The sequence below is a fragment of the Streptomyces sp. NPDC058751 genome (assembly GCF_042746485.1).
In the GTDB taxonomy this organism is placed as follows: domain Bacteria; phylum Actinomycetota; class Actinomycetes; order Streptomycetales; family Streptomycetaceae; genus Streptomyces.
This window is the reverse complement of sequence record NZ_JBHYPZ010000031.1, coordinates 63160-87158: the sequence shown is the minus strand read 5'-3', so window position 1 is coordinate 87158 and position 23999 is coordinate 63160. Positions and strand designations below refer to the sequence as shown.

19 protein-coding genes, 1 tRNA gene and 1 pseudogene are annotated in these 23999 nt (G+C 70.9%); 15 read left to right on the top strand and 6 right to left on the bottom strand.

Going from position 1 to position 23999, the window contains the following annotated elements:
* Positions 1-77 precede the first annotated feature (77 nt).
* Positions 78-151, top strand: a tRNA-Pro gene (locus ACFW6B_RS26770).
* Between the two features lie 135 nt (positions 152-286).
* On the opposite strand, the gene ACFW6B_RS26765 is transcribed toward ACFW6B_RS26770, so the two are convergent.
* Positions 287-1954, bottom strand: a complete 1668-nt coding sequence (locus ACFW6B_RS26765) for an FAD-dependent oxidoreductase (RefSeq protein WP_386599586.1) — start codon at positions 1952-1954, stop codon at positions 287-289.
* Between the two features lie 235 nt (positions 1955-2189).
* On the opposite strand from ACFW6B_RS26765, the gene ACFW6B_RS26760 reads away from it, so the two are divergent.
* The 7 genes from ACFW6B_RS26760 to ACFW6B_RS26730 all read left to right on the top strand — a co-directional run bounded on the left by ACFW6B_RS26760 (position 2190) and on the right by ACFW6B_RS26730 (position 7501).
* Positions 2190-3314 (top strand): SchA/CurD-like domain-containing protein, encoded by a 1125-nt coding sequence (locus ACFW6B_RS26760; RefSeq protein WP_386599584.1) that lies wholly within the window; start codon positions 2190-2192, stop codon positions 3312-3314.
* 67 nt (positions 3315-3381) lie between these two features.
* Positions 3382-3861, top strand: a complete 480-nt coding sequence (locus ACFW6B_RS26755; protein ID WP_386599582.1) for a cupin domain-containing protein — start codon at positions 3382-3384, stop codon at positions 3859-3861.
* A complete protein-coding gene (locus tag ACFW6B_RS26750) occupies positions 3858-5126 on the top strand; it encodes a beta-ketoacyl-[acyl-carrier-protein] synthase family protein (RefSeq protein WP_386599580.1) in 1269 nt (422 codons plus the stop codon). The genes ACFW6B_RS26755 and ACFW6B_RS26750 overlap by 4 nt, the downstream gene beginning before the upstream one ends.
* Positions 5123-6370 (top strand): ketosynthase chain-length factor, encoded by a 1248-nt coding sequence (locus ACFW6B_RS26745; protein ID WP_386599578.1) that lies wholly within the window; start codon positions 5123-5125, stop codon positions 6368-6370. The genes ACFW6B_RS26750 and ACFW6B_RS26745 overlap by 4 nt, the downstream gene beginning before the upstream one ends.
* Before the next feature lie 26 nt (positions 6371-6396).
* Positions 6397-6657: a phosphopantetheine-binding protein gene (locus tag ACFW6B_RS26740; protein ID WP_386599576.1), complete on the top strand. Its 261-nt coding sequence runs from the start codon at positions 6397-6399 to the stop codon at positions 6655-6657.
* Between the two features lies 1 nt (position 6658).
* Entirely contained in the window at positions 6659-7138 is a 480-nt protein-coding gene (locus ACFW6B_RS26735; protein WP_386599574.1) for an SRPBCC family protein, read from the top strand.
* A 30-nt stretch (positions 7139-7168) separates the two neighbouring features.
* On the top strand, positions 7169-7501 hold the full coding sequence (locus tag ACFW6B_RS26730; protein ID WP_386599572.1) for a TcmI family type II polyketide cyclase: 333 nt from the start codon (positions 7169-7171) through the stop codon (positions 7499-7501).
* Between the two features lie 94 nt (positions 7502-7595).
* Here ACFW6B_RS26730 and ACFW6B_RS26725 read toward each other — a convergent pair whose 3' ends face one another.
* From ACFW6B_RS26725 to ACFW6B_RS26715, 3 genes are all read right to left on the bottom strand, one after another.
* The gene (locus ACFW6B_RS26725) at positions 7596-8624 is read right to left on the bottom strand and encodes a methyltransferase (RefSeq protein ID WP_386599571.1); all 1029 of its coding nucleotides are present in this window, start codon (positions 8622-8624) and stop codon (positions 7596-7598) included.
* A gap of 38 nt (positions 8625-8662) precedes the next feature.
* Positions 8663-9724, bottom strand: a complete 1062-nt coding sequence (locus ACFW6B_RS26720) for a nitrous oxide reductase family maturation protein NosD (RefSeq protein WP_386599569.1) — start codon at positions 9722-9724, stop codon at positions 8663-8665.
* A gap of 175 nt (positions 9725-9899) precedes the next feature.
* Positions 9900-12119 (bottom strand): NADP-dependent isocitrate dehydrogenase, encoded by a 2220-nt coding sequence (locus ACFW6B_RS26715; protein WP_386599567.1) that lies wholly within the window; start codon positions 12117-12119, stop codon positions 9900-9902.
* 339 nt (positions 12120-12458) lie between these two features.
* Here ACFW6B_RS26715 and ACFW6B_RS26710 point away from each other — a divergent pair, with 339 nt between their 5' ends.
* Positions 12459-14009 carry a M1 family metallopeptidase gene (locus tag ACFW6B_RS26710; protein WP_386599565.1) on the top strand — a complete coding sequence of 517 codons (1551 nt, stop codon included), beginning with the start codon at positions 12459-12461 and terminating at the stop codon, positions 14007-14009.
* A gap of 103 nt (positions 14010-14112) precedes the next feature.
* Here the strand turns inward: ACFW6B_RS26710 and ACFW6B_RS26705 are convergent, their stop codons facing one another.
* Both ACFW6B_RS26705 and ACFW6B_RS26700 read right to left on the bottom strand, forming a co-directional pair.
* Positions 14113-15198 (bottom strand): mechanosensitive ion channel family protein, encoded by a 1086-nt coding sequence (locus ACFW6B_RS26705; RefSeq protein ID WP_386599563.1) that lies wholly within the window; start codon positions 15196-15198, stop codon positions 14113-14115.
* Positions 15199-15697: 499 nt separating this feature from the next.
* Positions 15698-16669 (bottom strand): YbhN family protein, encoded by a 972-nt coding sequence (locus ACFW6B_RS26700; RefSeq protein ID WP_386599561.1) that lies wholly within the window; start codon positions 16667-16669, stop codon positions 15698-15700.
* Positions 16670-16906: 237 nt separating this feature from the next.
* On the opposite strand from ACFW6B_RS26700, the gene ACFW6B_RS26695 reads away from it, so the two are divergent.
* The 6 genes and pseudogenes from ACFW6B_RS26695 (at position 16907) to ACFW6B_RS26670 (ending at position 23905) form a co-directional block, all read left to right on the top strand.
* Positions 16907-18829, top strand: coding sequence for an ABC transporter ATP-binding protein (locus ACFW6B_RS26695; protein WP_386599641.1), 1923 nt, complete (start codon positions 16907-16909; stop codon positions 18827-18829).
* Between the two features lie 414 nt (positions 18830-19243).
* Positions 19244-21325 (top strand): glucose PTS transporter subunit IIA, encoded by a 2082-nt coding sequence (locus tag ACFW6B_RS26690; RefSeq protein ID WP_386599560.1) that lies wholly within the window; start codon positions 19244-19246, stop codon positions 21323-21325.
* A 109-nt stretch (positions 21326-21434) separates the two neighbouring features.
* Complete coding sequence (locus tag ACFW6B_RS26685; RefSeq protein ID WP_386599559.1) at positions 21435-22316, top strand: PRD domain-containing protein; 882 nt, start codon at positions 21435-21437, stop codon at positions 22314-22316.
* A 389-nt stretch (positions 22317-22705) separates the two neighbouring features.
* Positions 22706-23338, top strand: a complete 633-nt coding sequence (locus ACFW6B_RS26680; RefSeq protein WP_386599639.1) for a LysE family translocator — start codon at positions 22706-22708, stop codon at positions 23336-23338.
* Between the two features lie 149 nt (positions 23339-23487).
* A pseudogene (locus ACFW6B_RS26675) lies at positions 23488-23664 on the top strand (multiprotein-bridging factor 1 family protein); the annotation flags it as partial.
* A gap of 55 nt (positions 23665-23719) precedes the next feature.
* Complete coding sequence (locus ACFW6B_RS26670; RefSeq protein WP_386599557.1) at positions 23720-23905, top strand: DUF397 domain-containing protein; 186 nt, start codon at positions 23720-23722, stop codon at positions 23903-23905.
* Positions 23906-23999: the final 94 nt, after the last annotated feature.

Here is a 23999-nt window from a genome sequence, read left to right as displayed (position 1 = left end):
TGTGTGTGCGGCCGTCCACCGGCGTGGGGTAAGGTTCGGGGTGCGCGAACACGTGGGCCACCACGTGGGAGACGCATCGGGACGTGGCGCAGCTTGGTAGCGCACTTGACTGGGGGTCAAGGGGTCGCAGGTTCAAATCCTGTCGTCCCGACCGGGGTTCTCGCCCCGAGGTCGCGGGCCGGAGGCCGTACCGGAATTCCGGTACGGCCTCCGGTCGTTCTCCATGCACCTCAGGGCCCGCGCCCGGCCGGCGCCGTCGGCGACGGCCCGCGACCGCGCGGAAAGGTCAGGCCAGGTCCAGCAGCGCGACCAGGGCCTTCCGCAGGGTCGTCCGGGGGTCCTTGGCGGCCCCCTCGGACCGCCAGGCGACGAACCCGTCGGGGCGGACCAGCACCGCGCCGTCCGCGCCGATCCCGTGCGCCTGAGCCCAGTCCGTGTCGCCCGCGGGGACCAGGTCCGCCTCGGGCCCGCCGCCGATCCGGTACGAGTCGAGCGGCACGGACAGCTGACGGGCCGTGTCCTTCGCCGCCGAGTGCCAGGAGCCGGCGCCGTCCGCCGAGCTCAGCAGCACCATGGAGCTCTCGTACAGGTCGAGGGTGGAGATCCGGGCGCCGGCCCGGGTCAGCCACATGTGCGGCGCCCGGGTCCCCGGCTCGCCCGTCAGCCGTACGCCCTCGGGCACGACCGGAGCGGCCGGATCGGCGCCGAGGACCGCGCCCCGCGGATAGCGGTAGGCGAGCGCCACGTTGAGGATGCCGCCCTTCTTCCCGCCCGGACCGCCCTGCCCGACGGCCGCGGGCTCCGGGGTGTACCCGGGGTGGCTGTGCTCCACCGAACGCGACGAGGCACGCGCGCTCGTCGCCTCCGCCACCGGCCGGCGCTCGGCGTCGTAGGACTCCAGCAGCCCCGGACCGGCCCAGCCCGCCAGCACGGCGTACAGCTTCCACGCGAGGTTGTGGGCGTCCTGGATACCGGTGTTGGAGCCGAACGCCCCGGTCGGGGACATCTCGTGGGCCGAGTCGCCGGCCAGGAACACCCGTCCCCGCGCGTACCGTTCGGCGACCCGCTCGGCGGCGTGCCAGGCGGCCCGGCCGGTGATCTCCACATCCAGGTCCGGCACACCGACCGCCCGCCGGATGTGCTCCACACAGCGCTCGTCGGTGAACTCCTCGAGCGTTTCCCCGTGTTCGGGGTGCCAGGGGGCGTGGAAGACCCAGTGCTCCTCGTTGTCGACGGGCAGCAGGGCGCCGTCGGCCGCCGGATCGGTCAGGTAGCAGACGATGAACCGGCGGTCGCCGACCACCTTCGCGAGACCGCGCGAGGTGAACGTGAGGCTCACGTTGTGGAACAGGTCGCCCGGTCCGGTCCGGCCGATGCGCAGCGCGTCGCGGACGGGGCTGCGCGGGCCGTCCGCCGCGACGAGGTAGTCCGCGCGGATCGTCGCGTGCTCGCCGGTCTCCCGGCTCTTGACCTTCGCCGTCACCCCTTCGGAGTCCTGCTCGAACGACATCAGCTCCGTCGAGTACCGCAGGTCCCCGCCCAGCTCCCGGGCACTGGCCAGCAGCACCGGTTCGAGGTCGTTCTGGCTGCACAGGCACCACGCACCCGGGCTGAAGCGGGCCAGTCCGCCACCGGGGTCGATCTCCTTGAACAGCCACTCCCCGGCGTCGCCCACCAGGGTCGGCGTCTGCAGGATGCCGTGGTTGTCCGCGAGGACCGACGCCGCCTCCTCGATGCGCTGCCGCACCCCGGCCGTCCGGAAGATCTCCATGGTGCGCACGTTGTTGCCGCGCCCCCGCGGGTGCTTCGAGGTACCCGCGTGACGCTCGACCAGGATGTGCGGCACCCCGAGACGCCCCAGGAACAGCGAGGTCGACAGGCCCACCAGCGAGCCGCCGACGATGAGGACGGGCGTGCGGAGGCCGTTCTCGCCGGCCCCTTCGAATCGGTTCATCGATTGCCTCCAGCGTCGCCTGGGACGCGGGTCAGGGATGAGGACGCAGATTCCATGCCCGGTGGGGGGCCTGTTCGCTCGGCAGGGGCACCCGGATGGCGCGCGGTTCACTCGCCTGACCCGCGGGGCTCGCGGAGTACCGGGCGCGCGGCAACGATCGGTCCATGGCGGCCCCGGCGTTTCGGATACCGCGGTCGTTCCGGACTTCCGTTACGAAAAGGAGAGGTGTGCCGCAATGTCAAACTCCGGACGGATCTCGCAGTCGGCGTTCGACGGCTCGAAGCTTCGGGTGATCCTGCTGCTCGACCTGTACGAAGGCGCCCAGCAGCAGTTCCTCGACGCGTACGAACTCATGCGCAACCAGGTCGCCTCGGTCCCCGGTCACATCAGCGACCAGCTCTGCCAGTCGATCGAGAACCCCTCGCAGTGGCTCATCACCAGCGAGTGGGAGAGCGCCCCGCCCTTCCTCGCCTGGGTGAACAGCGAGGAGCACGTCGAGACCGTCCGCCCGATGCACAGCTGCGTCAGGGACACCCGGTCGATGCGCTACAGCATCCTCCGCGAGACCAGCCCCTCCGAGCCGCTCACCCCCGAGTCGGCCCGGTCCGCCCTCCAGGTCGAGGCCCGCGAGGGCAACGGGGTCGCGCGCCACGCCCTCACCTTCACCGTCAAGCCCGGATCCGAGTCGAAGGTCGCCGAGATCCTCGCCGGATACCAGTCGCCCCAGGCCCAGGTCGACGACAACACCCGGCTGCGCCGCACCTCGCTCTTCATGCACGGCAACCGCGTCGTACGGGCCGTGGAGGTGGAGGGCGACCTCCTCGCGGCACTGCGCCACGTGGCCCGCCAGCCCGAGGTGCGCGCGGTCGAGGAGGCCATCAACCCCTACCTGGAGCAGGACCGCGACCTGAGCGACCCCGACTCGGCGCGGGTCTTCTTCACCCGGGCGGCGCTCCCGGCCGTGCACCACGTGGTCTCCGGCCGCGACGAACCCGCGAAGCTGCGCCGGCACGCGCTGTACTACCCGGCCCGGAAGGGCCTCGGGATGGAACTGGCCCGGCTGCTCGCCCACCAGGACGAGGCCGCGGCCGACGACCCGGCGAGCCCCGTGTACAGCAGCACCGTCTTCCAGCGCGACGACATCGTGGTGCGGCTCATCGACACCACCGGCGACCTCGACCTGGACCCCGTCGCCTCCCTCGGCCTCAAGGGCCCCGGGAAGGCCGCCGAGCTGGAGCGTCTCCTCGACGGCGCCGCGATCGGCGTCGAGGGCTCCCTGGAGACGGAACGCAACATCAACCGCCTCCTGTCGCACGCCGACATGCTGCCCATCACCGACCGGAGCTCGGCGGGTTCCTGAGGGTCCGCCGCCGCCCGCGTCCCCGGACGCCCCACCCGGCGTCCTGCCACACCCGGAGGTATCAAGCATGACCAAGCAGCATCCACAGATCGTGAACCTGAGCGAGACGGAACCCAACCGCAGGCGCGGGGGAGACATCCGGGCCATGCTCACGCCCGCCACGGTGGGATCCACCAGCGGCTTCATGGGCCTGGCCATCATCCAGCCGGGCGAGCGCATCGGCGAGCACTACCACCCGTACTCCGAGGAGTTCGCGTACGTGGTCGGCGGCGCCCTCGAAGTGGACCTGGACGGCGAGGCGTTCGCGCTCCGGCCCGAGCAGGGCCTGCTGATCCCGATCGGTGTGCGGCACCGCTTCCGCAACGTGGGCGACGAGGAGGCCCGCATGGTCTTCCACCTGGGCCCGCTCGCCCCGCACCCGAGCCTCGGCCACGTCGACACGGAGGAGGCCGCCGACGCCTCCGAACCCGCCCCCGCGTTCATGACCGCCGCGGCCACGTCCGACCACGACGGACGGCCGTCCGAACGAAGCGGGGCCATAAGGTGACCCGCCGGGTGGCCGTCACCGGCATCGGTGTGGTCGCTCCGGGAGGCATCGGGACGAAGGCGTTCTGGGACCTCCTCGAAGGTGGCCGCACCGCGACCCGGGGCATAACGCTCTTCGACCCGGTGGGCCTGCGCTCGCGCATAGCCGCCGAATGCGACTTCGACCCGCTCGCGCACGGCCTGGACCCCGAGCTCGTCGAACACGTCGACCGGTACGTCCAGTTCGCCGTGGTGGCGGCCAGGGAGGCCGTCACCGACTCAGGCCTCGACACGGGCCGGGAGGACCCCTGGCGCGTCGGAGTCTCCCTGGGCAGCGCCGTCGGCGGCACCACCCGTCTGGAACACGACTACGTCCAGGTCAGCGAGTCGGGCCGGCGATGGGACGTGGACCACCGCGCCGCCGACCCGAAACTGCACCTCGCGTTCGCGCCCAGCACGCTCGCCTCGGTCGTCGCCGAACAGTTCGGGGCGCAGGGCCCGGTGCAGACCGTCTCCACCGGCTGCACCTCCGGACTCGACGCCGTCGGATACGCCTTCCACACCATCGAGGAGGGCCGGGCCGACGTCTGCATAGCCGGGGCGTCCGACTCGCCGATATCCCCGATCACGATGGCCTGCTTCGACGCCATCAAGGCCACGTCGCCCGACAACGACGACGCCGAACACGCCTCCCGGCCCTTCGACGCCAACCGCAACGGTTTCGTCATGGGCGAGGGCGCGGCCGTACTGGTCCTGGAGGAGTACGAGCACGCACGGGCCCGCGGAGCGCACGTCTACTGCGAGATCGGCGGCTACGCCACCTACGGCAACGCCTACCACATGACCGGTCTGACCAGCGAGGGCCTGGAGATGTCCCGGGCCATCGACAGCACCCTCGACCAGGCCCGTCTCGACCCCACGCGCATCGACTACGTCAACGCGCACGGCTCCGGCACCCGGCAGAACGACCGGCACGAGACCGCCGCCGTCAAACGGTCCCTGGGCGAACACGCCCACCGGACACCGATGAGCTCCATCAAGTCCATGGTGGGCCACTCGCTGGGCGCGATCGGCGCGATCGAGGTCGTCGCCTGCGTCCTCGCCCTGAAGCACCAGGTCGTACCGCCCACGGCGAACTACGAGACCCCCGACCCCGAGTGCGACCTGGACTACGTGCCGCGCACCGCCCGCCCCCGGAAGCTCCGCAACGTGCTCTCCGTCGGCAGCGGATTCGGCGGATTCCAGTCCGCGGTGCTCCTGACCGAGCCGGCCGGGAGGACACGATGAGCACTCAGCGCCCCCGGAACGCGGCCATCACCGGCATCGGCGTCATCGCCCCCAACGGACTGCGCGCCGACGCCTACTGGAAGTCCGTCAGGGAAGGACTCAGCGTCCTGGACGGCATCACCCGCGAGGGATGCGACCACCTGCCGCTGCGCGTCGCCGGCGAGGTCCGGGCCTTCGACGCCGCGGACCTCATCGAGGAACGCTTCCTCGTCCAGACCGACCGCTTCAGCCACTTCGCGATGGCCGCGACCGTCCTGGCCCTCGACGACGCGGGCCTCGGAGCGAACGCCCCCGAGGACCCGTACGACGTCGGCGTGGTCACCGCCGCCGGATCGGGCGGCGGCGAGTTCGGCCAGCGCGAACTGCAGAAACTGTGGGGCCAGGGCTCCAGGTTCGTCGGCCCGTACCAGTCCATCGCCTGGTTCTACGCGGCCAGCACCGGCCAGATCTCCATCCGCGGCGGGTTCAAGGGACCGTGCGGGGTCGTCGCGAGCGACGAGGCCGGGGGACTGGACGCCGTGGCGCACGCCGCCTGCGGCGTACGGCGCGGCACCGGCGCGATGCTCGTCGGCGCCGCGGAGGCGCCGCTCGCCCCGTACTCCATGGTCTGCCAGCTCGGCTACCCCGAGCTCAGCACCGTGGAGGACCCCGCCCGCGCCTACCGCCCCTTCACCCGGGGAGCCTGCGGCTTCGTGCCCGCGGAAGGCGGCGCCATGCTCGTCGTGGAGGACGAACGGCGTGCGCGCGAGCGGGGAGCGGAGGTCCGGGCCCTCGTGGCCGGACACGCGGCCACGTTCACCGGGGCCTCGCAGTGGGAGCGGTCACGTGAAGGGCTCGCCCACGCGATCCGGGGCGCCCTCACCGAGGCCGGCTGCGCCCCGGAGGAGATCGACGTCGTCTTCGCCGACGCCCTGGGCGTCCCGGCCGCCGACCGCGCCGAAGCCCTGGCCATCGCCGACGCCCTGGGGGCGCACGGCACCCGGGTCCCCGTCACGGCACCCAAGACGGGTATCGGACGGGCCTACTGCGGGGCACCCCTGCTGGACACCGCGGCCGCGGTCCTCGCGATGGAGCACGGCCAGATCCCTCCCACCCCCAACGTGTTCGACGTCTGCCACGACCTCGACCTGGTGACGTCGGACGCCCGCCCCGCCGAACTGCGCACGGCCCTCGTCCTCAGCAGGGGACTCATGGGGTCCAACGCGGCCCTGGTCGTGCGACGCGGCGGCGACCACGCCCGGTAGTCCGGGCAGCACGTGAGGAGAACCGCATGATCACCACCGAAGTGACCGTCGACGAACTGGCCGCGCTCATGAAGAAGGCCGCCGGGATCACCATCGACCCCAGCCAACTCGCGGAGTCCTTCGACCAGCCGTTCACCGACCTCGGACTCGACTCGCTCGGTCTGCTCGGCATCGTCGGCGAACTGGAGAACCGGTACGGCCGGTCCCTGGCCCCCGACACGGAGCGCTGCAGGACCCCGCGGGAGTTCCTCGCCCTCGTCAACGACACCCTCAAGGCTGGAGCCTGAAGTGGCTGGACACACCGACAACAGCGTCGTCATCGACGCCCCGCTCGACCTCGTCTGGGACATCACGAACGACATCGAGAACTGGCCCCGGCTCTTCAGCGAGTACGCCTCCCTCGAAGTCCTGACCCGGGACGGCGACACGACCTCCTTCCGCCTCACCATGCACCCGGACGACAACGGCAAGGTGTGGAGCTGGGTCTCGCAGCGCACCGTGGACCGCGTCGCGCGGACCGTCAGGGCGCGCCGCGTCGAGACGGGACCGTTCGCGCACATGAACATCCGGTGGGAGTACGAGGAGACCCCGGCCGGCACGCACATGCGCTGGGTGCAGGACTTCGCGATGAAGCCCGACGCCCCCGTCGACGACGCCTGGATGACGGACAACATCAACCGCAACTCCGTCACGCAGATGGCCCTCATCCGGGACCGGATCGAGCAGGTCGCCCGTGAGCGCCGCAGCCCCGCGGCCGTGCCCCGCTGACCGCCGAAAGCGGCACAGGAAGGACATCCGATGCACCACGCCCTGATCGTCGCCCGCATGGCGCCGGGCTCGGCCCCGGCGATCTCCGACGTGTTCGCCGCCTCCGACCGGGGTGAACTCCCGCACCTCATCGGGGTCAGCCGGCGCAGCCTCTTCCAGTTCGGTGATGTGTACCTGCACCTCATCGAGTCCGAGAAGGACCCCGGGCCCGCCATCGCGAAGGTGGCCGGGCACCCCGAGTTCCGGAGCGTCAGCGAGGAACTGTCGGCGTACGTCAGCGCGTACGACCCGCAGACCTGGCGGAGTCCCAAGGACGCCATGGCGCACTGCTTCTACCGCTGGGAGCGCGACTCCGTCTCCTGAGCGGGCACCGTGACACAACCCGAGGCCGCCGGCTCCGCGACAGAGCGGAACCGGCGGCCTCGGGTTTTCCGGATCCTCGAGTGGTCCGGCCGGATCAGCCGGGGATCGTGCACTCGAAGGCGTGCAGGTAGGGGTTCACCGGGCGGATCTCGCCGATGACCAGACCCGCCGCCGTGAGCCGGTCGACCATGCTCTGCCGGGTGTGCTTGGCACCGCCGACGTTGAGGAGCAGCAGCAGGTCCATGGCCGTCGTGAACCTCATCGAGGGGGTGTCGTCCACGAGGTTCTCGATGACGACGACCCGGGCTCCGGGCCGGGCCGCCGCGCGGACGTTCGCGAGCGCCCTGCGGGTGCTCTCGTCGTCCCACTCCAGGATGTTCTTGATGATGTACACGTCCGCCTGGACGGGGATGTCCTCACGGCAGTCCCCGGCCACGATCCGCACCCGGTCGGCCAGCGCCCCGCCGTCGCGCAGCCGCGGGTCGGCGTTCTCCACCACGCCCGGCAGGTCGAGCAGGGTGCCGTGCACGCCGGGGTGCTTCTCCAGCAGACTGGCCACGACGTGACCCTGACCGCCTCCGATGTCGGCGACCGACTTCACGCCCCGCAGGTCGAGCAGCTTCGCCACGTCCTGGGCGGACTGCGAACTGGACGTCGTCATGGCCCGGTTGAAGACGTGCGCGGACTCGGGGGCGTCCTCGTTGAGGTACGGGAAGAACTCCTTGCCGTACACCTCCTCGAAGACGTTGCCGCCGTCACGGACCGCCTCGTCGAGCTTCGGCCAGACGTTCCACGTCCACGGCTCGGTGCACCACAGGGTGATGTACCGCAGGCTGTTCGGGTCGTCCTCGCGCAGGAGCCGGGACATCTCGGTGTGCGCGAACGTGCCGTCGGGGCGCTCGGTGAAGACGCCCTGGCAGGACAGGGCGCGCAGCAGCCGGCGCAGGGTCCCCGGCTGGGTCTTCACCGCGGCGGCCAGTTCCTCGGCGCTCATGGGGACGTCGTCCAGGGCGTCCGCCACACCGAGCCGGGCCGCGGCGCGTACGGCGGCGGCGCGGGCCGCCCCGAAGGCGAGTTCCCTCAGCTGCATGGACGGCGGTGGACTCTGATCGACAGTGGTCATTCCATGCCTCCTTTCTGGTGTCGTGTCCGGTGCCGTGCTCAGCACATTCCGGCGGGCTCGGAGACCTTGCAGGTGTTGCCCCGGAACGTGTTGCCCTTGCCGGCGGTGTCGCGGTTGGCGAGGTCGGAGGGGCCGTTGCGCAGCAGTACGTTGTCGCGCACCTCGTTGCGCTCGCTGAGCGCGCCGACGAAGCTCTTGAACAGCACGATGCCGCCCGACAGCGGGGAGGTGCCCGCGTTGTCCTCGACGCGGTTGCGCGTCACGAGGGTGTCCTCGACGCCGGTGAGGACGATGCCCGAGCCCTGGAGGGCGGGGAGGCGGGGGGTCTTGGGGCAGGACTTGTTGTTGGCGTGGATGTAGTTCCGGGTGACGGTCAGGTCGCCGGTGCGCGGCTTGTTCTCGTCGCCCACGACGAACACGGCGGTGCAGTTGCCGGTGGCCTCGTTGCGGGCGACGGTCAGGTTCCGCACCCGCCGGATCGTGATGCCGATCCGGTTGCCGCTCGTCAGGTTGTTGGCCACCAGCGTTCCCTGGGTGTCGCGGGCTCCCTCCTCGGTGGTGACGGTGTTGGAGACGAAGAGGCCGGCGTCGCCGTTGTCCTTCGCGATGTTGCGGACGAACCTGGTCCGTACGGACCGCTCCTCGGCGATGCCCCACTGGCCGTTCTTCTCGGCGGTCACCTGGCGCACGGTCAGCCCGTCGGTCCCGGTCGCCCACAGGCCCTGCTTGGCGAAGCCCCTGATCGTCAGCGAGGCGACGGTGACGCCGCGGACGCGCTTGCGGTCGGTCCCGGTCACACAGATGCCGTTGCCCGCCTTGGCGCAGGCGTCGGTGGCGGCGGTGTTCGGCACGATGACGGTGGACTTCGCGCTCGCGCCCCGCAGGGTCACGTCCCGCGCGGTGATGGTGACGCTCTCGCGGTAGGTGCCGGGGGCGATGACGACGGTGTCGCCCGCGCGCGCCGCGTCCACGGCCTTCTGGATGGATTCACCCGGGCGTACCAGGCGTACTGACTGGTGGTCGGAGGGCAGGGCGGCGCCCACTCCCGATGCCACGACCACAGCCGTGCACGCGAGGTAGGCCATCTTTTGTCTGGTCATGGGCCGAAGCTATGAACGGGCGTTCCGCCCCGCCACCGCTGATCGCCCAGGTGGCCCGTCGCGTCACCGTGACGCGCCGGGAGCACCTCACGACGACGCCGCCCCGGCCGGAGGATCCGGCCGGGGCGGCGTGTGCGGAGCAGTGCCCGCGGGTGGTGCGGGGTGACGCGGTGGATCAGGCGAGGGTCGCCAGCGTCTCGTTCCAGGTGGCGGAGGGACGCATGACCTTCGCGGCCTTGGCCGGGTCGGGCTGGTAGTAGCCGCCGATGTCGGCCGCGTTGCCCTGGACCGCGTTCAGCTCGCCGACGATCGTCTGCTCCTGCGCGGTCAGCGTCTCGGCGAACGGGGCGAACGCCTTGGCGAGGTCCGCGTCGTCCGTCTGCCGCGCCAGCTCCTGCGCCCAGTAGAGGGACAGGTAGAAGTGGCTGCCGCGGTTGTCGATGCCGCCGACGCGACGGGTCGGGGACTTGTCCTCGTCGAGGAAGGTCGCCGTGGCGCGGTCGAGGGTGTCGGCGAGCACCTGGGCGCGGGTGTTGCCGGTGGTGTTCGCGAGCTGCTCCAGGGACGGCACCAGCGCGAAGAACTCGCCGAGCGAGTCCCAGCGCAGGTAGTCCTCCTTGACGAGCTGCTGGACGTGCTTGGGCGCGGAGCCGCCGGCGCCCGTCTCGAACAGACCGCCGCCCGCCATCAGCGGGACGACCGACAGCATCTTGGCGCTGGTGCCCAGCTCCAGGATCGGGAACAGGTCGGTCAGGTAGTCGCGCAGCACGTTGCCGGTCACCGAGATGGTGTTCTCGCCGCGGCGGATGCGCTCGACGGAGAGCTTGGTGGCCTCGACGGGGGCGAGGACGCGGATGTCCAGGCCCTCGGTGTCGTGCTCCGGCAGGTACGCGTTGACCTTGGCGATCAGGTTGGCGTCGTGCGCGCGGGTCTCGTCCAGCCAGAACACGGCCGGGTCGCCGGTGGCGCGGGCGCGGGTGACGGCGAGCTTCACCCAGTCCTTGATCGGCGCGTCCTTGGTCTGGCAGGCGCGGAAGATGTCGCCGGCGGAGACCGTCTGCTCCAGGACTGCGTTGCCGGCCTCGTCGACCAGACGGACGGTGCCGGTGACCGGGATCTCGAAGGTCTTGTCGTGGCTGCCGTACTCTTCGGCCTTCTGCGCCATGAGGCCGACGTTCGGGACCGAGCCCATGGTCGACGGGTCGTAGGCGCCGTTGGCGCGGCAGTCCTCGATCACGGCCTGGTAGACGCCGGAGTACGAGGAGTCCGGAAGCACCGCGAGGGTGTCGGCCTCCTGGCCGTCCGCGCCCCACATGTGGCCGGAGGTGCGGATCATGGCCGGCATCGAGGCGTCGACGATGACGTCGGACGGCACGTGCAGGTTGGTGATGCCCTTGTCGGAGTCGACCATCGCGAGGGCCGGGCCCTCGGCGAGCTCGGCGTCGAAGGACGCCTTGATCTCGGCACCCTCCGGAAGCGCCTCCAGGCCCTTGAAGATGCCGCCGAGACCGTCGTTCGGGGTCAGACCGGCGGCGGCGAGCGTCTCGCCGTGCGCCGCGAAGGTCTTCGGGAAGAAGGCGCGCACGACGTGACCGAAGACGATCGGGTCGGAGACCTTCATCATCGTGGCCTTGAGGTGCACCGAGAACAGGACGCCCTCGGCCTTGGCGCGGGCGATCTGCTCGGTGAGGAACTCGCGCAGCGGGGCGACGTGCATGACGGACGCGTCCACGACCTCGCCCGCGAGGACGGGGACGGACTCGCGCAGCACCGTGGTCGAGCCGTCGTCGCCGACCAGCTCGATGCGCAGGGCGCCGGCCTCGGAGATCACCACGGACTTCTCGGTGGAGCGGAAGTCGTCGACGCCCATGGTGGCGACGTTCGTCTTCGACTCGGACGACCACGCGCCCATGCGGTGCGGGTGGGTCTTGGCGTAGTTCTTGACCGACGCGGGGGCGCGGCGGTCGGAGTTGCCCTCGCGCAGGACCGGGTTCACGGCGCTGCCCTTGACCTTGTCGTAACGGGCGCGGATGTCGCGCTCCTCGTCCGACTTCGGGTCGTCCGGGTAGTCCGGAAGCGCGTAGCCCTGAGCCTGGAGCTCGGCGACCGCGGCCTTGAGCTGGGGGATCGACGCCGAGATGTTCGGCAGCTTGATGATGTTCGCGCCGGGCGTCTTGGCCAGCTCACCGAGCTCGGACAGGGCGTCCGCGATGCGCTGGTCCTCCTGGAGGAACTCCGGGAAGAGGGCGATGATGCGCCCGGCCAGCGAGATGTCACGGGTCTCCACAGTGACACCCGCCTGAGAGGCGTACGCCTGGACCACCGGCAGGAACGAATACGTCGCCAGGGCCGGGGCCTCGTCAGTGTGCGTGTAGATGATGGTCGAGTCAGTCACCGGGTGCTCCGCTCCACGTCTGCAACATTGCTCGACATCAAGATATCTCGTGAGCGCCCCCGGCTCGACAGGGGTCCGTTTTGCGTCGGACCGGCAGGGGTGGAAAACGGCCGTGGACGCAGGATCGGTTCTTTCGGCGTGAAACACCTGGAGCGGACGCCCCGACGTCCGCCCGGCCCGCGAATGTGAACGCGCTGGCCGAAGTGAAAACGCCAAGTACCCATCAGAGGCAACCAGTTGGCCCTCTCAGCCGTACATGAGAGTGATCGCGCACCTGTATCGCGCGCCTGATCCCGCGGCGGACCTCCCGGCTTTCCGTCGCCCGAAAGAAAGCGAACAATGAGATATCGCACCAGAGTGACGGCCCCCGTGGCCGCGCTGCTCGGTACCGCCGCCGCAGTCGCCGTCGCCCCCACCGCCTCGGCCCGGCCGCTGGCAAAGCCGGATCAGGGCACCCCGGGTGCCGAGACCCTCGGTGACACCGTCTACCCGTCCCTCGGGAACGACGGCTACCGCGTCGAGGCGTACCACCTCGACTTCGCGTACGACGCCACGACCCGCCTGGTCGACGCCAAGGCGACCCTGAGGATCAAGGCGACCCAGAACCTCTCCCGCTTCTCGCTCGACGCGCTCGGCCTGGACGTGCGCGCGGTGAAGGTCGGAGGCGTGGCCGCCACCTTCGAGCTGGTGGACGAGAAGCTGCGGATCACCCCGGCGCGGACCCTGCCGAAGAACTGCGCCGCCGCGGTCCACGTCGAGTACGGCGCCGACCCGGCCAAGACGCTGCCGTACACCGCCTGGGTGTCCAACCCCGACGGTTTCGCCATCTGTCCCCAGCCGAACGCGGCGCACACCGTCTTCCCGTGCAACGACCACCCGACGGACAAGGCGGACTTCAGCTTCCGCATCACCGTGCCGGACAACCTGCGCGGTGTCGCGAGCGGCACGCTGACCGGCACGGAGCAGCTCGACGGCGGCCGGACCGCGTACTCGTACCGCTCGGCCGACCCGATAGCCACCGAGGTGGTGCAGATCACCGTCGGCGACTACGTCGTCAAGGAGCGGCAGGGCCCGCACGGGCTGGCGCTGCGGGACGTCGTCCCGACTGCGCGCGCCACCGCTCTGGAGCCGGCGCTCGCGCTCACCCCGAACCTCGTGGAGTGGCTGGAGCAGCGCCTCGGCGCCTACCCGTTCGAGACGTACGGGCTGCTGCCCTGCAACAACGACGCCTCCAACGCCTTCGACTTCACGGGCCTGGAGACGCAGACGCTCACGCTCTACAAGCCGAACTTCCTCCTCCAGGAGGAGAAGAAGATCGGCTCGCACATGATGCACGAGCTGGTCCACTCCTACTTCGGCAACAGCGTCAGCCCCGCCAACTGGGCCGACCTGTGGATCAACGAGGGCCACGCGGACTTCTACGGGCTGCTCTACCGCTACGAGCGCGGCTGGGCCGACTCGCTGGGCCTGACCACCATGGAAGCCCGGATGAAGGACACGTACGCCCGGGGCGACCAGTGGCGTCAGTCCTCCGGCCCCGTCGCCGCGCCGAACGCCGCCAACCTCTTCGACAGCCAGCGCTACCTGGGCGGGGTCCTGGTCCTGTACGCGCTGCGCGAGCTCGTGGGCGAGGACGTCTTCAACCGCATCGAGCGCACCTTCCTGGACCGGTACCGCAACTCCGCGGCGACCACCGCGGACTACGTCGCGGTCGCCTCCGAGATCTCCGGAACGGACCAGTCGGGCTTCCTGAACGACTGGCTGTACGGGACGAAGACCCCGCGCATGCCGAACCACCCCGACTGGACGGTCACCCCGGTCGTGTCGAGCCTGGTCGCGCCGCGCCACCGCGCGCCCGGCCACTACCCGGACTCGACCGCCACGCTCTGACCGAGCGGGCGGGAAGACAAACGGGAAGACGAAGAGGGGGCCGGGCGGATCACTCCGCCCGGCCCCCGGCCCGTTCTCGGGGCCGCCTGCCCCCGGTCCGTTCTCAGGGCCGCTTCGCGGCCTCGCGCTGGTGCGGGATGACGGTCTCCGGGAAGCCCGCGCCGCCGGACTGGAGCGCGACCGTCCGGGCGGGCGACGGGATCCGGATGCCCTCGGCCCGGTAGCGCTTGTGCAGGGCCTTGATGAACTCGTGCTTGATCCGGTACTGGTCGCTGAACTCGCCCACGCCGAGGATCACGGTGAGCCCGATGCGCGAGTCGCCGAAGGTGTGGAAGCGCACGGCGGGTTCGTGCTCCGGGACGGCGCCGTCGACCTCGTTCATCACCTGGGCGACGACCTCGTTCGTGACCCGCTCGACGTGGTCGAGGTCGCTGTCGTAGCCGACGCCGACCTGCACCAGGAGCGTCATCTGCTGCTCGGGCCGGTTGAAGTTGGTCATGTTGGTGCCCGAGAGCTGGGCGTTCGGGATGATGACCAGGTTGTTGGAGAGCTGGCGGACCGTGGTGTTGCGCCAGTTGATGTCGACGACGTAACCCTCCTCCCCGCTGCTCAGCCGGATGTAGTCACCCGGCTGGATCGTCTTCGAGGCGAGGATGTGCACGCCCGCGAAGAGGTTGGCGAGGGTGTCCTGGAGCGCGAGGGCGACGGCCAGACCGCCCACGCCCAGGGCCGTGAGCAGGGGCGCGATGGAGATCCCCAGGGTCTGCAGGACGACCAGGAAACCGATCGCCATCACCACGACCCGGGTGATGTTGACGAAGATGGTGGCCGAACCGGCGACGCCCGAGCGGGACTGGGTCACCGACTGGACCAGCCCGGTGATCAGCCGGGCCGCGGTGATGGTCGCGACCAGGATGATCAGGACGGTCAGCGACCGGTTGACGGTCTTGTCGATCGGCGCGGTCAGCGGGAGCACCGCGGCCGCGGCGGCGACGCCTCCGGCCACCGCCGACCACGGCACGACGGTGCGCAGGGCGTCCACCATGACGTCGTCGCCGCTCCAGCGGGTGCGCTCGGCGTGCTTGCCCAGCCAGCGCAGCAGCATCCGCAGCAGGAACGCCGCCAGCAGCCCGGCCGCCAGGGCTATTCCGGCGATCATCAGGTCGTCCAGGGTGACGGAGCGCTTCATCGGTGACCTCCTCGGAGAGCGGGACCGGGATGGGGGCCCGCGGGCCGAACGTGCTGTGTCGTCACTTGCCACCTGCTCGAATTCCGGGAAAACGCGATCAGACCCGGACGGGTGTTCACCATCGTCCGGGGAGACACCTCATCCTGCCGCATCCTCCTGCCTGTCCGTCACCAGCCCTGCGCCGGACAGCCCTTGCCACCTGCCGCGGCACGGACCCGGCAGCCCCGGCGGCCCCGACGGCCTCGGTGGTCCCGCAGTCCTGGCGGCCCCGGCGGTCCCGGCGCACAGGAGCCCGGCGGGTGCCGCGGCCCCGCCCGCGCGCGCCCAGCCGCGCACCGTGGTCGCTCCTCGGTGCCACGAACACGCGGCGGGCCGCACGGGTCGGGGTGGACGGGCCGCACGGGTCGGGGTGGACGGGCCGCACGGGCCGGGGTGGACGGATCGCACGGGCCGGGCGGACGGATCGCACGGGCCGGGCGGACGGGCCGCCGGCCCCGCGTCAGATCACCTTCCAGCGGACCAGCGCGCCGAGCGTGAGCGCCCCCGGCAGCAGCGGCACCCACACCGTGATGATCCGGTACGCCAGCACCACCGCCGTCGCCACGGCCGCCGGGCCGCCCGCCGCGACCAGGGTCACGATCAGCGCGGCCTCCACCGAACCGATCCCGCCGGGCGTCGGCACCATCGCGACCGCGATCGTCGCCGCCAGGTAGGCGATCATCATGTGCGTGGGGGACACCGGCAGGCCCAGCGCCCGGCCCACCGCGGCCAGCCCGGCGGCCTGGAGCAGCGGGAAGGCGAGCGAGCCGCCCCACAGGGCGACGGCCCGGGACGGCCGGGTGTGCACCGAGCGGGCCTCGCCGAGGGCGGTGCGCAGGAAGGAGGCGAGGGCCGCGCGCAGCCGTCGTACGAGAGCGAGCACCGCCAGCGCCGCGCACAGGGCCACGCCGACGCCCGCCAGCAGCGGTCCGACCGCGCCGTCCGGGATCAGACCGTCGACCCGGAGGGCGTCGGGGAACGCGATCAGCAGGCCGACGAGCAGGGCCAGCCGGGCGATCCCCTCGGCCAGCAGGTACAGCGCGAGCGCCGCCGAGGAACGGGCCAGCGGCACCCCGCACACCGTCATGAACCGCAGGTTGACCGCACTGGCGCCCAGTCCCGTCGGCAACAGGTGGTTCGCGGCGCCCGCGGCGAACTGGGTGGCCAGCAGCCGGACGGCGGGCAGCCGTTCCACGACCGCGCCCTGACGGGTCACGGCCGCGGCCACCCAGGTCAGACAGGTCGCGGCGGCCGCGGCCAGCAGCCAGGGCCACTGGGCCGACCGCAGATGGCCGAAGCCCTCGACGAGCACGGACCGGTGGCGCAGGGCCACCACGAGGACCAGGGCGAGCGGGAGCAGACACAGGACCGGCCGGACGGCGGGCCGCAGGCTGAGGCGGGGGAGTGCCCGGGGAAGTCGTACTGCTGTCACATCGGAAGAGGGTTTCCCCGCCGCGCCAACACGAGGTTGCGGGTGCGGGGACGGCGGCTGACACGCCGGGCAAGCCGCGGGAGGGCCGGTGCGCCCGGCGCGGCCCCCGCCCTTTCCGGGGTCCCGCCCGCGAGAGCGCCCGCCTCCGGCCTCCCCGGGGTCCCGCCCGTGAGAGTGCCCGCCTCTGCGGCCATTGACCTCAACAAAGCTTGAGGTCCTACTGTCTCTCCCATGAGCATGGAGACCACAGCCTGGACACAGTTGCACAGTGTCATGAACGCCCAACAGGAGCGTCGTCCCTTCGACCGCGCGACGCTCCGCCGCATCGCCGTCTTCGCCCGCCCGCACCGCCGCCGTATCGCGCAGTTCGTCCTCCTCAGTGTGGTGACCGCGCTGCTGGCCGTCGCGACACCGGTGCTCGCGGGGCACGTCGTGGACACCATCGTGGCCCACGGCGACGAGAGCACCGTCGTCCGTCTTTCCGTGCTCATCGCCGTCATCGCGGTCGCCGAGGCGGCGTTCGGGATCCTGGGCCGCTGGCTCTCGTCGACGCTCGGCGAGGGACTCATCCTCGATCTGCGGACGGCTGTCTTCGATCATGTGCAGCGCATGCCGGTCGCGTTCTTCACACGTACACGTACGGGAGCGCTCGTCAGTCGACTCAACAACGACGTGATCGGCGCCCAGCGCGCGTTCAGCAACACCCTGTCCGGCGTCGTCGGCAATCTGGTGACCCTGGTGCTCACCCTGGTCGTGATGCTCACCCTGTCCTGGCAGATCACCCTGCTCGCGCTGGTCCTGCTGCCGGTGTTCGTGATCCCCGCCCGGCGCATGGGCACCCGCATGGCAGGGCTCCAGCGGGAGGCCGCGGACCTCAACGCCGCCATGGGCACCCGGATGACCGAGCGCTTCTCCGCCCCCGGCGCCACCCTCGTCAAGCTCTTCGGGCGGCCCGGGGAGGAGTCCGCCGAGTTCGCGGCGCGCGCCCGGCGGGTGCGGGACATCGGGGTCCGTACAGCGATGGCGCAGTCCGCCTTCATCACCGCCCTCACCCTGGTCTCGGCCCTGGCGCTCGCCCTCGTCTACGGGCTCGGCGGCTGGTTCGCCCTGCGCGGCACCCTGGAGCCGGGCGCCGTCGTCTCGCTCGCGCTGCTGCTCACCCGCCTGTACGCGCCGCTCACCTCGCTGGCCGGGGCGCGCGTCGAGGTCATGAGCGCCCTGGTCAGTTTCGAGCGCGTCTTCGAGGTGCTCGACCTGAAGCCGCTCATCGAGGACGGACCGAAGCCCCGCGCGGTCCCGGACGGACCCGTGTCCGTCGAGTTCGAGGACGTCCGCTTCGCCTACCCGTCCGCCGACAAGGTCTCCCTCGCCTCACTGGAGGAGGTCGCCGCCCTCGACACCCGGGGCGGCGACGAGGTCCTGCACGGCATCTCCTTCCGCGCCGAACCCGGCCAGACCGTCGCCCTCGTCGGCTCCTCGGGCGCCGGCAAGTCGACCATCGCGCAGCTGCTGCCGCGGCTGTACGACACCGACGCCGGTGCCGTGCGCATCGGGGGCGTCGACGTCCGCGACCTCGGCGCCGCGTCGATGCGCGCGACCCTCGGCATGGTGACCCAGGACGGACACCTCTTCCACGACTCGGTCCGCGAGAACCTGCTGCTCGCCCGGCCGGAGGCGACCGAGGACGAACTGTGGGACGTGCTGAGCCGGGCCCGTCTCGACGAACTCGTACGGTCCCTGCCCGACGGCCTGGACACCGTGGTCGGTGAGCGCGGCTACCGGCTCTCCGGCGGCGAGCGCCAGCGCATGACCATCGCCCGGCTGCTGCTCGCCCGCCAGCGCGTCGTCATCCTGGACGAGGCCACCGCCCATCTCGACAACACCTCGGAGGCGGCCGTCCAGGAGGCGCTCGCCGAGGCGCTGGAGGGCCGCACCGCCGTCGTGATCGCGCACCGGCTCTCGACGGTGCGGGCCGCCGACCTGATCCTGGTCGTCGAGGCGGGCCGGATCGTCGAGCGGGGCACCCACGAGGACCTGCTCGCGGCGGACGGGCGCTACGCGGAGCTGTACCGGACCCAGTTCAGGACCGGCCGGCAGGACGAGGCACCGCTCCCGGTCACGGGGGCCCCGGTCCCGGTCACGGCGGACGCGACCCCGTAGCGGCGGCACGAACGCGGGCGTGAAGGTGAGTGCGGACGCGGGTATGAACGCCGGCGCCCCTGATCACCGGCCCCTCGCGGGGTGCCGGCCGCCCGGGGGCGGGCGCCTCGCAAGGGGGCGACCGCCCGGGGACGGGCACCTCGCGGGTGGCGCTGGTCACTAACACCCTCAGGGGCTCCACCGCGCCGCGACGCGCTGCTATAGTCAATACCGATCGATCTCGATCGCAGGATTGTTACTCCCTACGGAAACCACCGGAGTCGCCGCAAGCGGCACCGGGCGGGGTCCGGCTGAGGGAGGCAAGGCCTGGGTGGCGCCCCGTGCGCCTCCCGGGCCTTTTTTGTTGCCTCGGTCCGTGCGTGAGAGATCGCGGACCGATGCAAGCTCGCAAGAGACAGGATGCAAGGACGCGTCATGAACACACCCAAGACAGGTGCGCTCGCGGAGATGATCCTCCGCGGTGTGGGCGGACCCGAGAACATCGAGAGCCTCACACACTGCGCCACCCGGCTCCGTTTCCAGCTCCACGACGGGACGAAGGTCGACCAGGCCGCCCTCGACGCCCTCGACGGCGTCATGGGCACCGTGCCCCAGTCCGGTGACCGCTTCCAGATCGTGATCGGCGGAGCCGTCGCGGGTGTCTACTCGGACATCGTGAACCTGCCGTCGATGAGCAAGGCCGGCAAGCCCGCCGCGAAGTCCGACGCCGACGTCAAGGCCGAGATCCGTGCCAAGGGCCGCGGCCGCTTCGCCTGGCTCGACAACTTCTTCGAGTACCTCTCGGACTCCTTCCGTCCGCTCCTGGGCGTGCTGCTCGGCGCCTCCCTGATCATCGCGATCGCCTCCATGCTCGACGCCTTCGGCCTGGTCGACTTCCGCTCCGCGGACAAGTCCGCCACCTGGGTCTTCGTCGACGCCATGTGGCGCTCGGTGCTGTACTTCCTGCCGATCATGGTCGCCTACAACGCGGCCAAGAAGCTGAAGATCGACCCATGGGTGGGCGCCGCGGTCATGGCCGCGGTCATGACCCCGAACTTCACCGGCATGATCGGGTCCAAGACCCCGGGTGTCACCACCACCACCAACGCGACGCTGGGCACCTCGGAGTCCGTGGCGCACGTCTTCGGACTGCCGATGCAGCTCAACGACTACGGCGGCCAGGTGTTCGTGCCGCTGCTGATGGTCGCCCTGCTCGCCCTGGTCTACAAGGGTCTCAAGCGCATCTTCCCCGAGAACGTGCAGATGGTCTTCGTGCCGTTCTTCAGCATGCTGATCATGATCCCGCTGACCGCCTTCCTCATCGGCCCGCTGGGTGTCTGGGCCGGTAACGGCCTCGGTTCGGGTCTGTCCTGGCTGAACGGCCACGCCCCGATCGTCTTCGCGATCGTCATCCCGATGCTGTACCCCTTCCTGGTGCCGCTGGGTCTGCACTGGCCGCTGAACGCCCTCATGCTCCAGAACATCAACACCCTCGGGTACGACTTCATCCAGGGCCCCATGGGCACGTGGAACTTCGCCTGCTTCGGTGCGACCGCCGGTGTCCTCCTGCTCTCGATCCGTCACCGTGAGACGATGATGCGTCAGACCGCCACCGGTGCTCTGGCCGCGGGTGTGCTCGGCGGTATCTCCGAGCCCTCGCTGTACGGCATCCACCTGCGCTTCAAGCGGATCTACCCCCGCATGCTCGCCGGCTGCCTCGTCGGCGGTGTCACCATCGGCATCCTGGGCGGCGTGAACACCGAGGCCTTCGCCTTCACCTCCCTGCTGACCATCCCGGTCTTCGACCCGATGATCAAGTACATCATCGCGATCTCGGTGGCCTTCTTCACCGCGATGGCCCTCGTGTACTTCGCCGACTACCGCACCAAGGAAGAGCGCGCCCAGGTCAACGCCGAGCGTGACGCGGCCGCTGCCGAGAAGGCCGCCGCCAAGGCCACCGTTCCCGCCCAGGCCGTGAAGGCCGAGGAGCGCGAGCTCGTCACCGTCGGTGCCGGCACCGGTGCCTCCGCCGGCTCGGCCACGGGGTCCGCCGCCGAGGGCAAGAGCCTCGAACTCAAGGCGCCCGTCGCCGGTCGTGTGATCGGCCTCGGCGAGATCGAGGACCCGGTCTTCTCCTCCCGTGCACTCGGCGAGGGCGTGGGCATCGAGCCGGCCGACGGTCGCATCGTCGCCCCCGTCGACGGTGAGCTGATCACCGTCGCCGACACCGGCCACGCCTACGGCATCCGCACCGCGGACGGCACCGAGGTACTCGTCCACGTCGGCATCGACACGGTGCAGATGAAGGGCGACGGCTTCGACGTCCACGTCAAGGCGGGCCAGAAGGTCACCGCGGGCGACCACCTCGCCGACGTCGACCTCGACGCCGTGCGCGCCGCGGGCCACCCGGCCGTCACCCTCATGACCGTCCTCAACACCGCGGAGATGACCTCGGTCGAACCGCGCGTCGGGCAGGACGTCACCGCAGGCACCCCCGTGGTGACCGTACGACGGTGATCAGCCGCCCTTGATCCGACAGGCGCGTGCACGCCTCCCCCAGGGGACGCGTGCACGCGCCACGTCGGTTTCGGGGAGGATGGAGATCGAAAGAAAAGGAGGGCCGGCGGTGAAGGCTGTGCGTGTCCTGAACAACAACGTGGTCCTCGCGTGCGACGAGAAGGACCGCCCGGTCATCCTGACCGGGCGCGGTATCGGCTTCAGCTCCCGCCAGGGCAAGCCCGTCGACCCCAGCCTGGTGGAGCGCGTCTTCGTCCCGGCCGACGGCCGCGACCCCTCCGCCGGCTCAGGACCCGACGGCGACCCCGCCCGTTTGGCCGAGGCCATGGCCCTCATCAGCGAGGAGGTCCTGCAGGCCGTCGTGACCGCCCTGGAGGACGTGGGCATCGAGGGACGCGAGTCCACCCGCCCCACCCTCGCCATCGCGGTCGCCGACCACGTCGCCGGCGCGCTGGACCGGGCCGCCCGGGGCATCGTCATCGAGTACCCGCTGCGTGCCGAGGTACAGACCCTGTACGCCACGGAGTACGCCCAGGCACAGCTGCTGCTCCAGGCCATCAACGAGTACGTGACCCCGCGGCTGGAGGCCTCCGAGGCCACCCCGCTGGCGCTGCACCTGGTCAACGCGGGCTTCGTCTCGGGCGACCTGTCCTTCACCTACACGATGACCGGGGTCATCCAGCAGATGCTCGCCGTCATCAAGGAGCGGTACGGGCTGGACGTGTCCCACGAGTCCATGAACGTGGCGCGGTTCATCACCCACGTGCGCTACCTCTTCGTGCGGATCCAGCAGCGTCGGCAGCTCAAGGGCCACGAGTCCACGATCGGGAAGGGCATCCGCCAGTACTACCCGGAGGCCACCCACACCGCCCAGCAGCTCGCGACGATCGTCGAACTGCGCCTGGGGAAGCAGCTGAGCGAGGACGAGGTCTCCTACCTCGCGCTCCACGTGGCCCGCATGACGATGGGGGGCGACGACCCGGCGGTGTGAGCGCGGGCAGCGGGTCGCGGTGCCCGGCGGCCGGCGCGCGCCCGAGCGCGTCCGGCAGGGTGAGCCGGACGGCCGGCGCGTGCTCGACGAGGTCGACGGCCCGCGTCACCCGAGCGGCTCCCGCAGGGCGGCAGCGCGAAGTCGTCGCCGGAGTACGTCAGCCGGACCGACTCCACAGCGGCCTCGGCCACCGAAGTCCCGCCGGATCGAGACCGCACTCGCGGCCTGACCACCACACCGATGGTGTCCGTCGAAGCGGAACGAGCTGGTGCCGCGACAGGCGACGTTCGCCCTGCCGGAGCCGGACGTAGGCGAAGAGTGGGGCAACAGCCGTCTCAGTCAGTGGAATTGGGTCGACGTGTTTTTCCCCCGTAACCAGCATGGCGGCCATGGTGGACACAACTCTGTACGCGGCCTTCTTGGTTGCCGCCTTCGCACTGTGCATCACTCCGGGTCCCGACATGATGTTCATCGTGGCCATCGGCGGGCGTGGTGGGCCGTTCACGGGCGTGATGGCCGCACTGGGCGTGGCCTGCGCGATGCTCGTACACACGGTTGCCGCGGCGTTCGGGCTGTCGGCACTGTTCTTGGCGCTCCCGACGCTGTACCACGTACTGCGCTGGGTGGGCGCGGCCTATCTGTCCTACCTGGCGGTCAAGGCGTTCCGCGATCGTTCGCTGCCGGGCGAGGACGAGGCGGACGGGGAGCCGGGGGCAGTGAGGCGGCGCGCCTTTTGGCGGGGGGCCGTCACCAATTTACTGAATCCCAAGGTGATCCTTTTCAACGTGTCGTTCCTGCCGCAGTTCGTGGACCCCGGCCTTGGTCACGTGGCGGTCCAGTTCCTCGTCCTCGGCGTGACGATCGTCGTCATGGGGTTCGCCGTCGACGGAACGATCGGGCTCCTCGCAGGTCGGTTGTCCGTGGTGCTCCGGCGCAGCCACCGCGTGGCTCGCGGACTCAACATCTTCAGCGGCACGGTCTTCGCAGGGCTGGCCGTTCGACTGGCCGCCGCCCCGAAGTAGCTCGCCCGGAGCGGAGTCCTCGACCCGATTCGGCATCCGGCAGGGGTGGGGACGGGGGGTTCCACGTTCCCCGGTGGGGCCACCCGGCCCGTACGGTGAGTTGGCGTACGGGTGCATTCCGTGGACGGTACGGCCGTTGATCCGTCACGCTGGGTACGGGTGGGACGTGGGGAGCCGTGCGGCAGGCGCTGCGCGAGCACGCGGGCTGCAGCAGGGCCGAGTTCGCGGATCTGGTCCGGTTCTCCAAACACACCGTGGAGTCGGTGGAGCTGGGCCGGCGGATGCCCGACGAGTCGTTCGTGCGGCGGGCGGACGAGGTGCTGGGTAAGGGGGCCGTGCCGGTGGCGCCCGACGAGCAGTTGGAGAGCTTCGAGGAGAGCTATGAGCACGACGGAACTGGCGTGGTTCAAATCCAGCTACAGCGGTAGCCAGGGTGACAGTTGCGTCGAGGTCGCCCTTACCGAACAGGTCGTCTGCGTGCGGGACTCCAAGGATGTGACGCGCCCTCACTTCGCCGTCGGGCGCGAGGAGTGGTCGCGGTTCGTGGGGTTCGCGGCGGGGGCCTGAGCCGCGTTCGTCCCGGCGGTCGCGCGGTCGCGTTCACCGCCGGGACATCGGGCCGCTGGATCAGTCGGTCGGCCTGGCAAGGTTCCCGGCACCG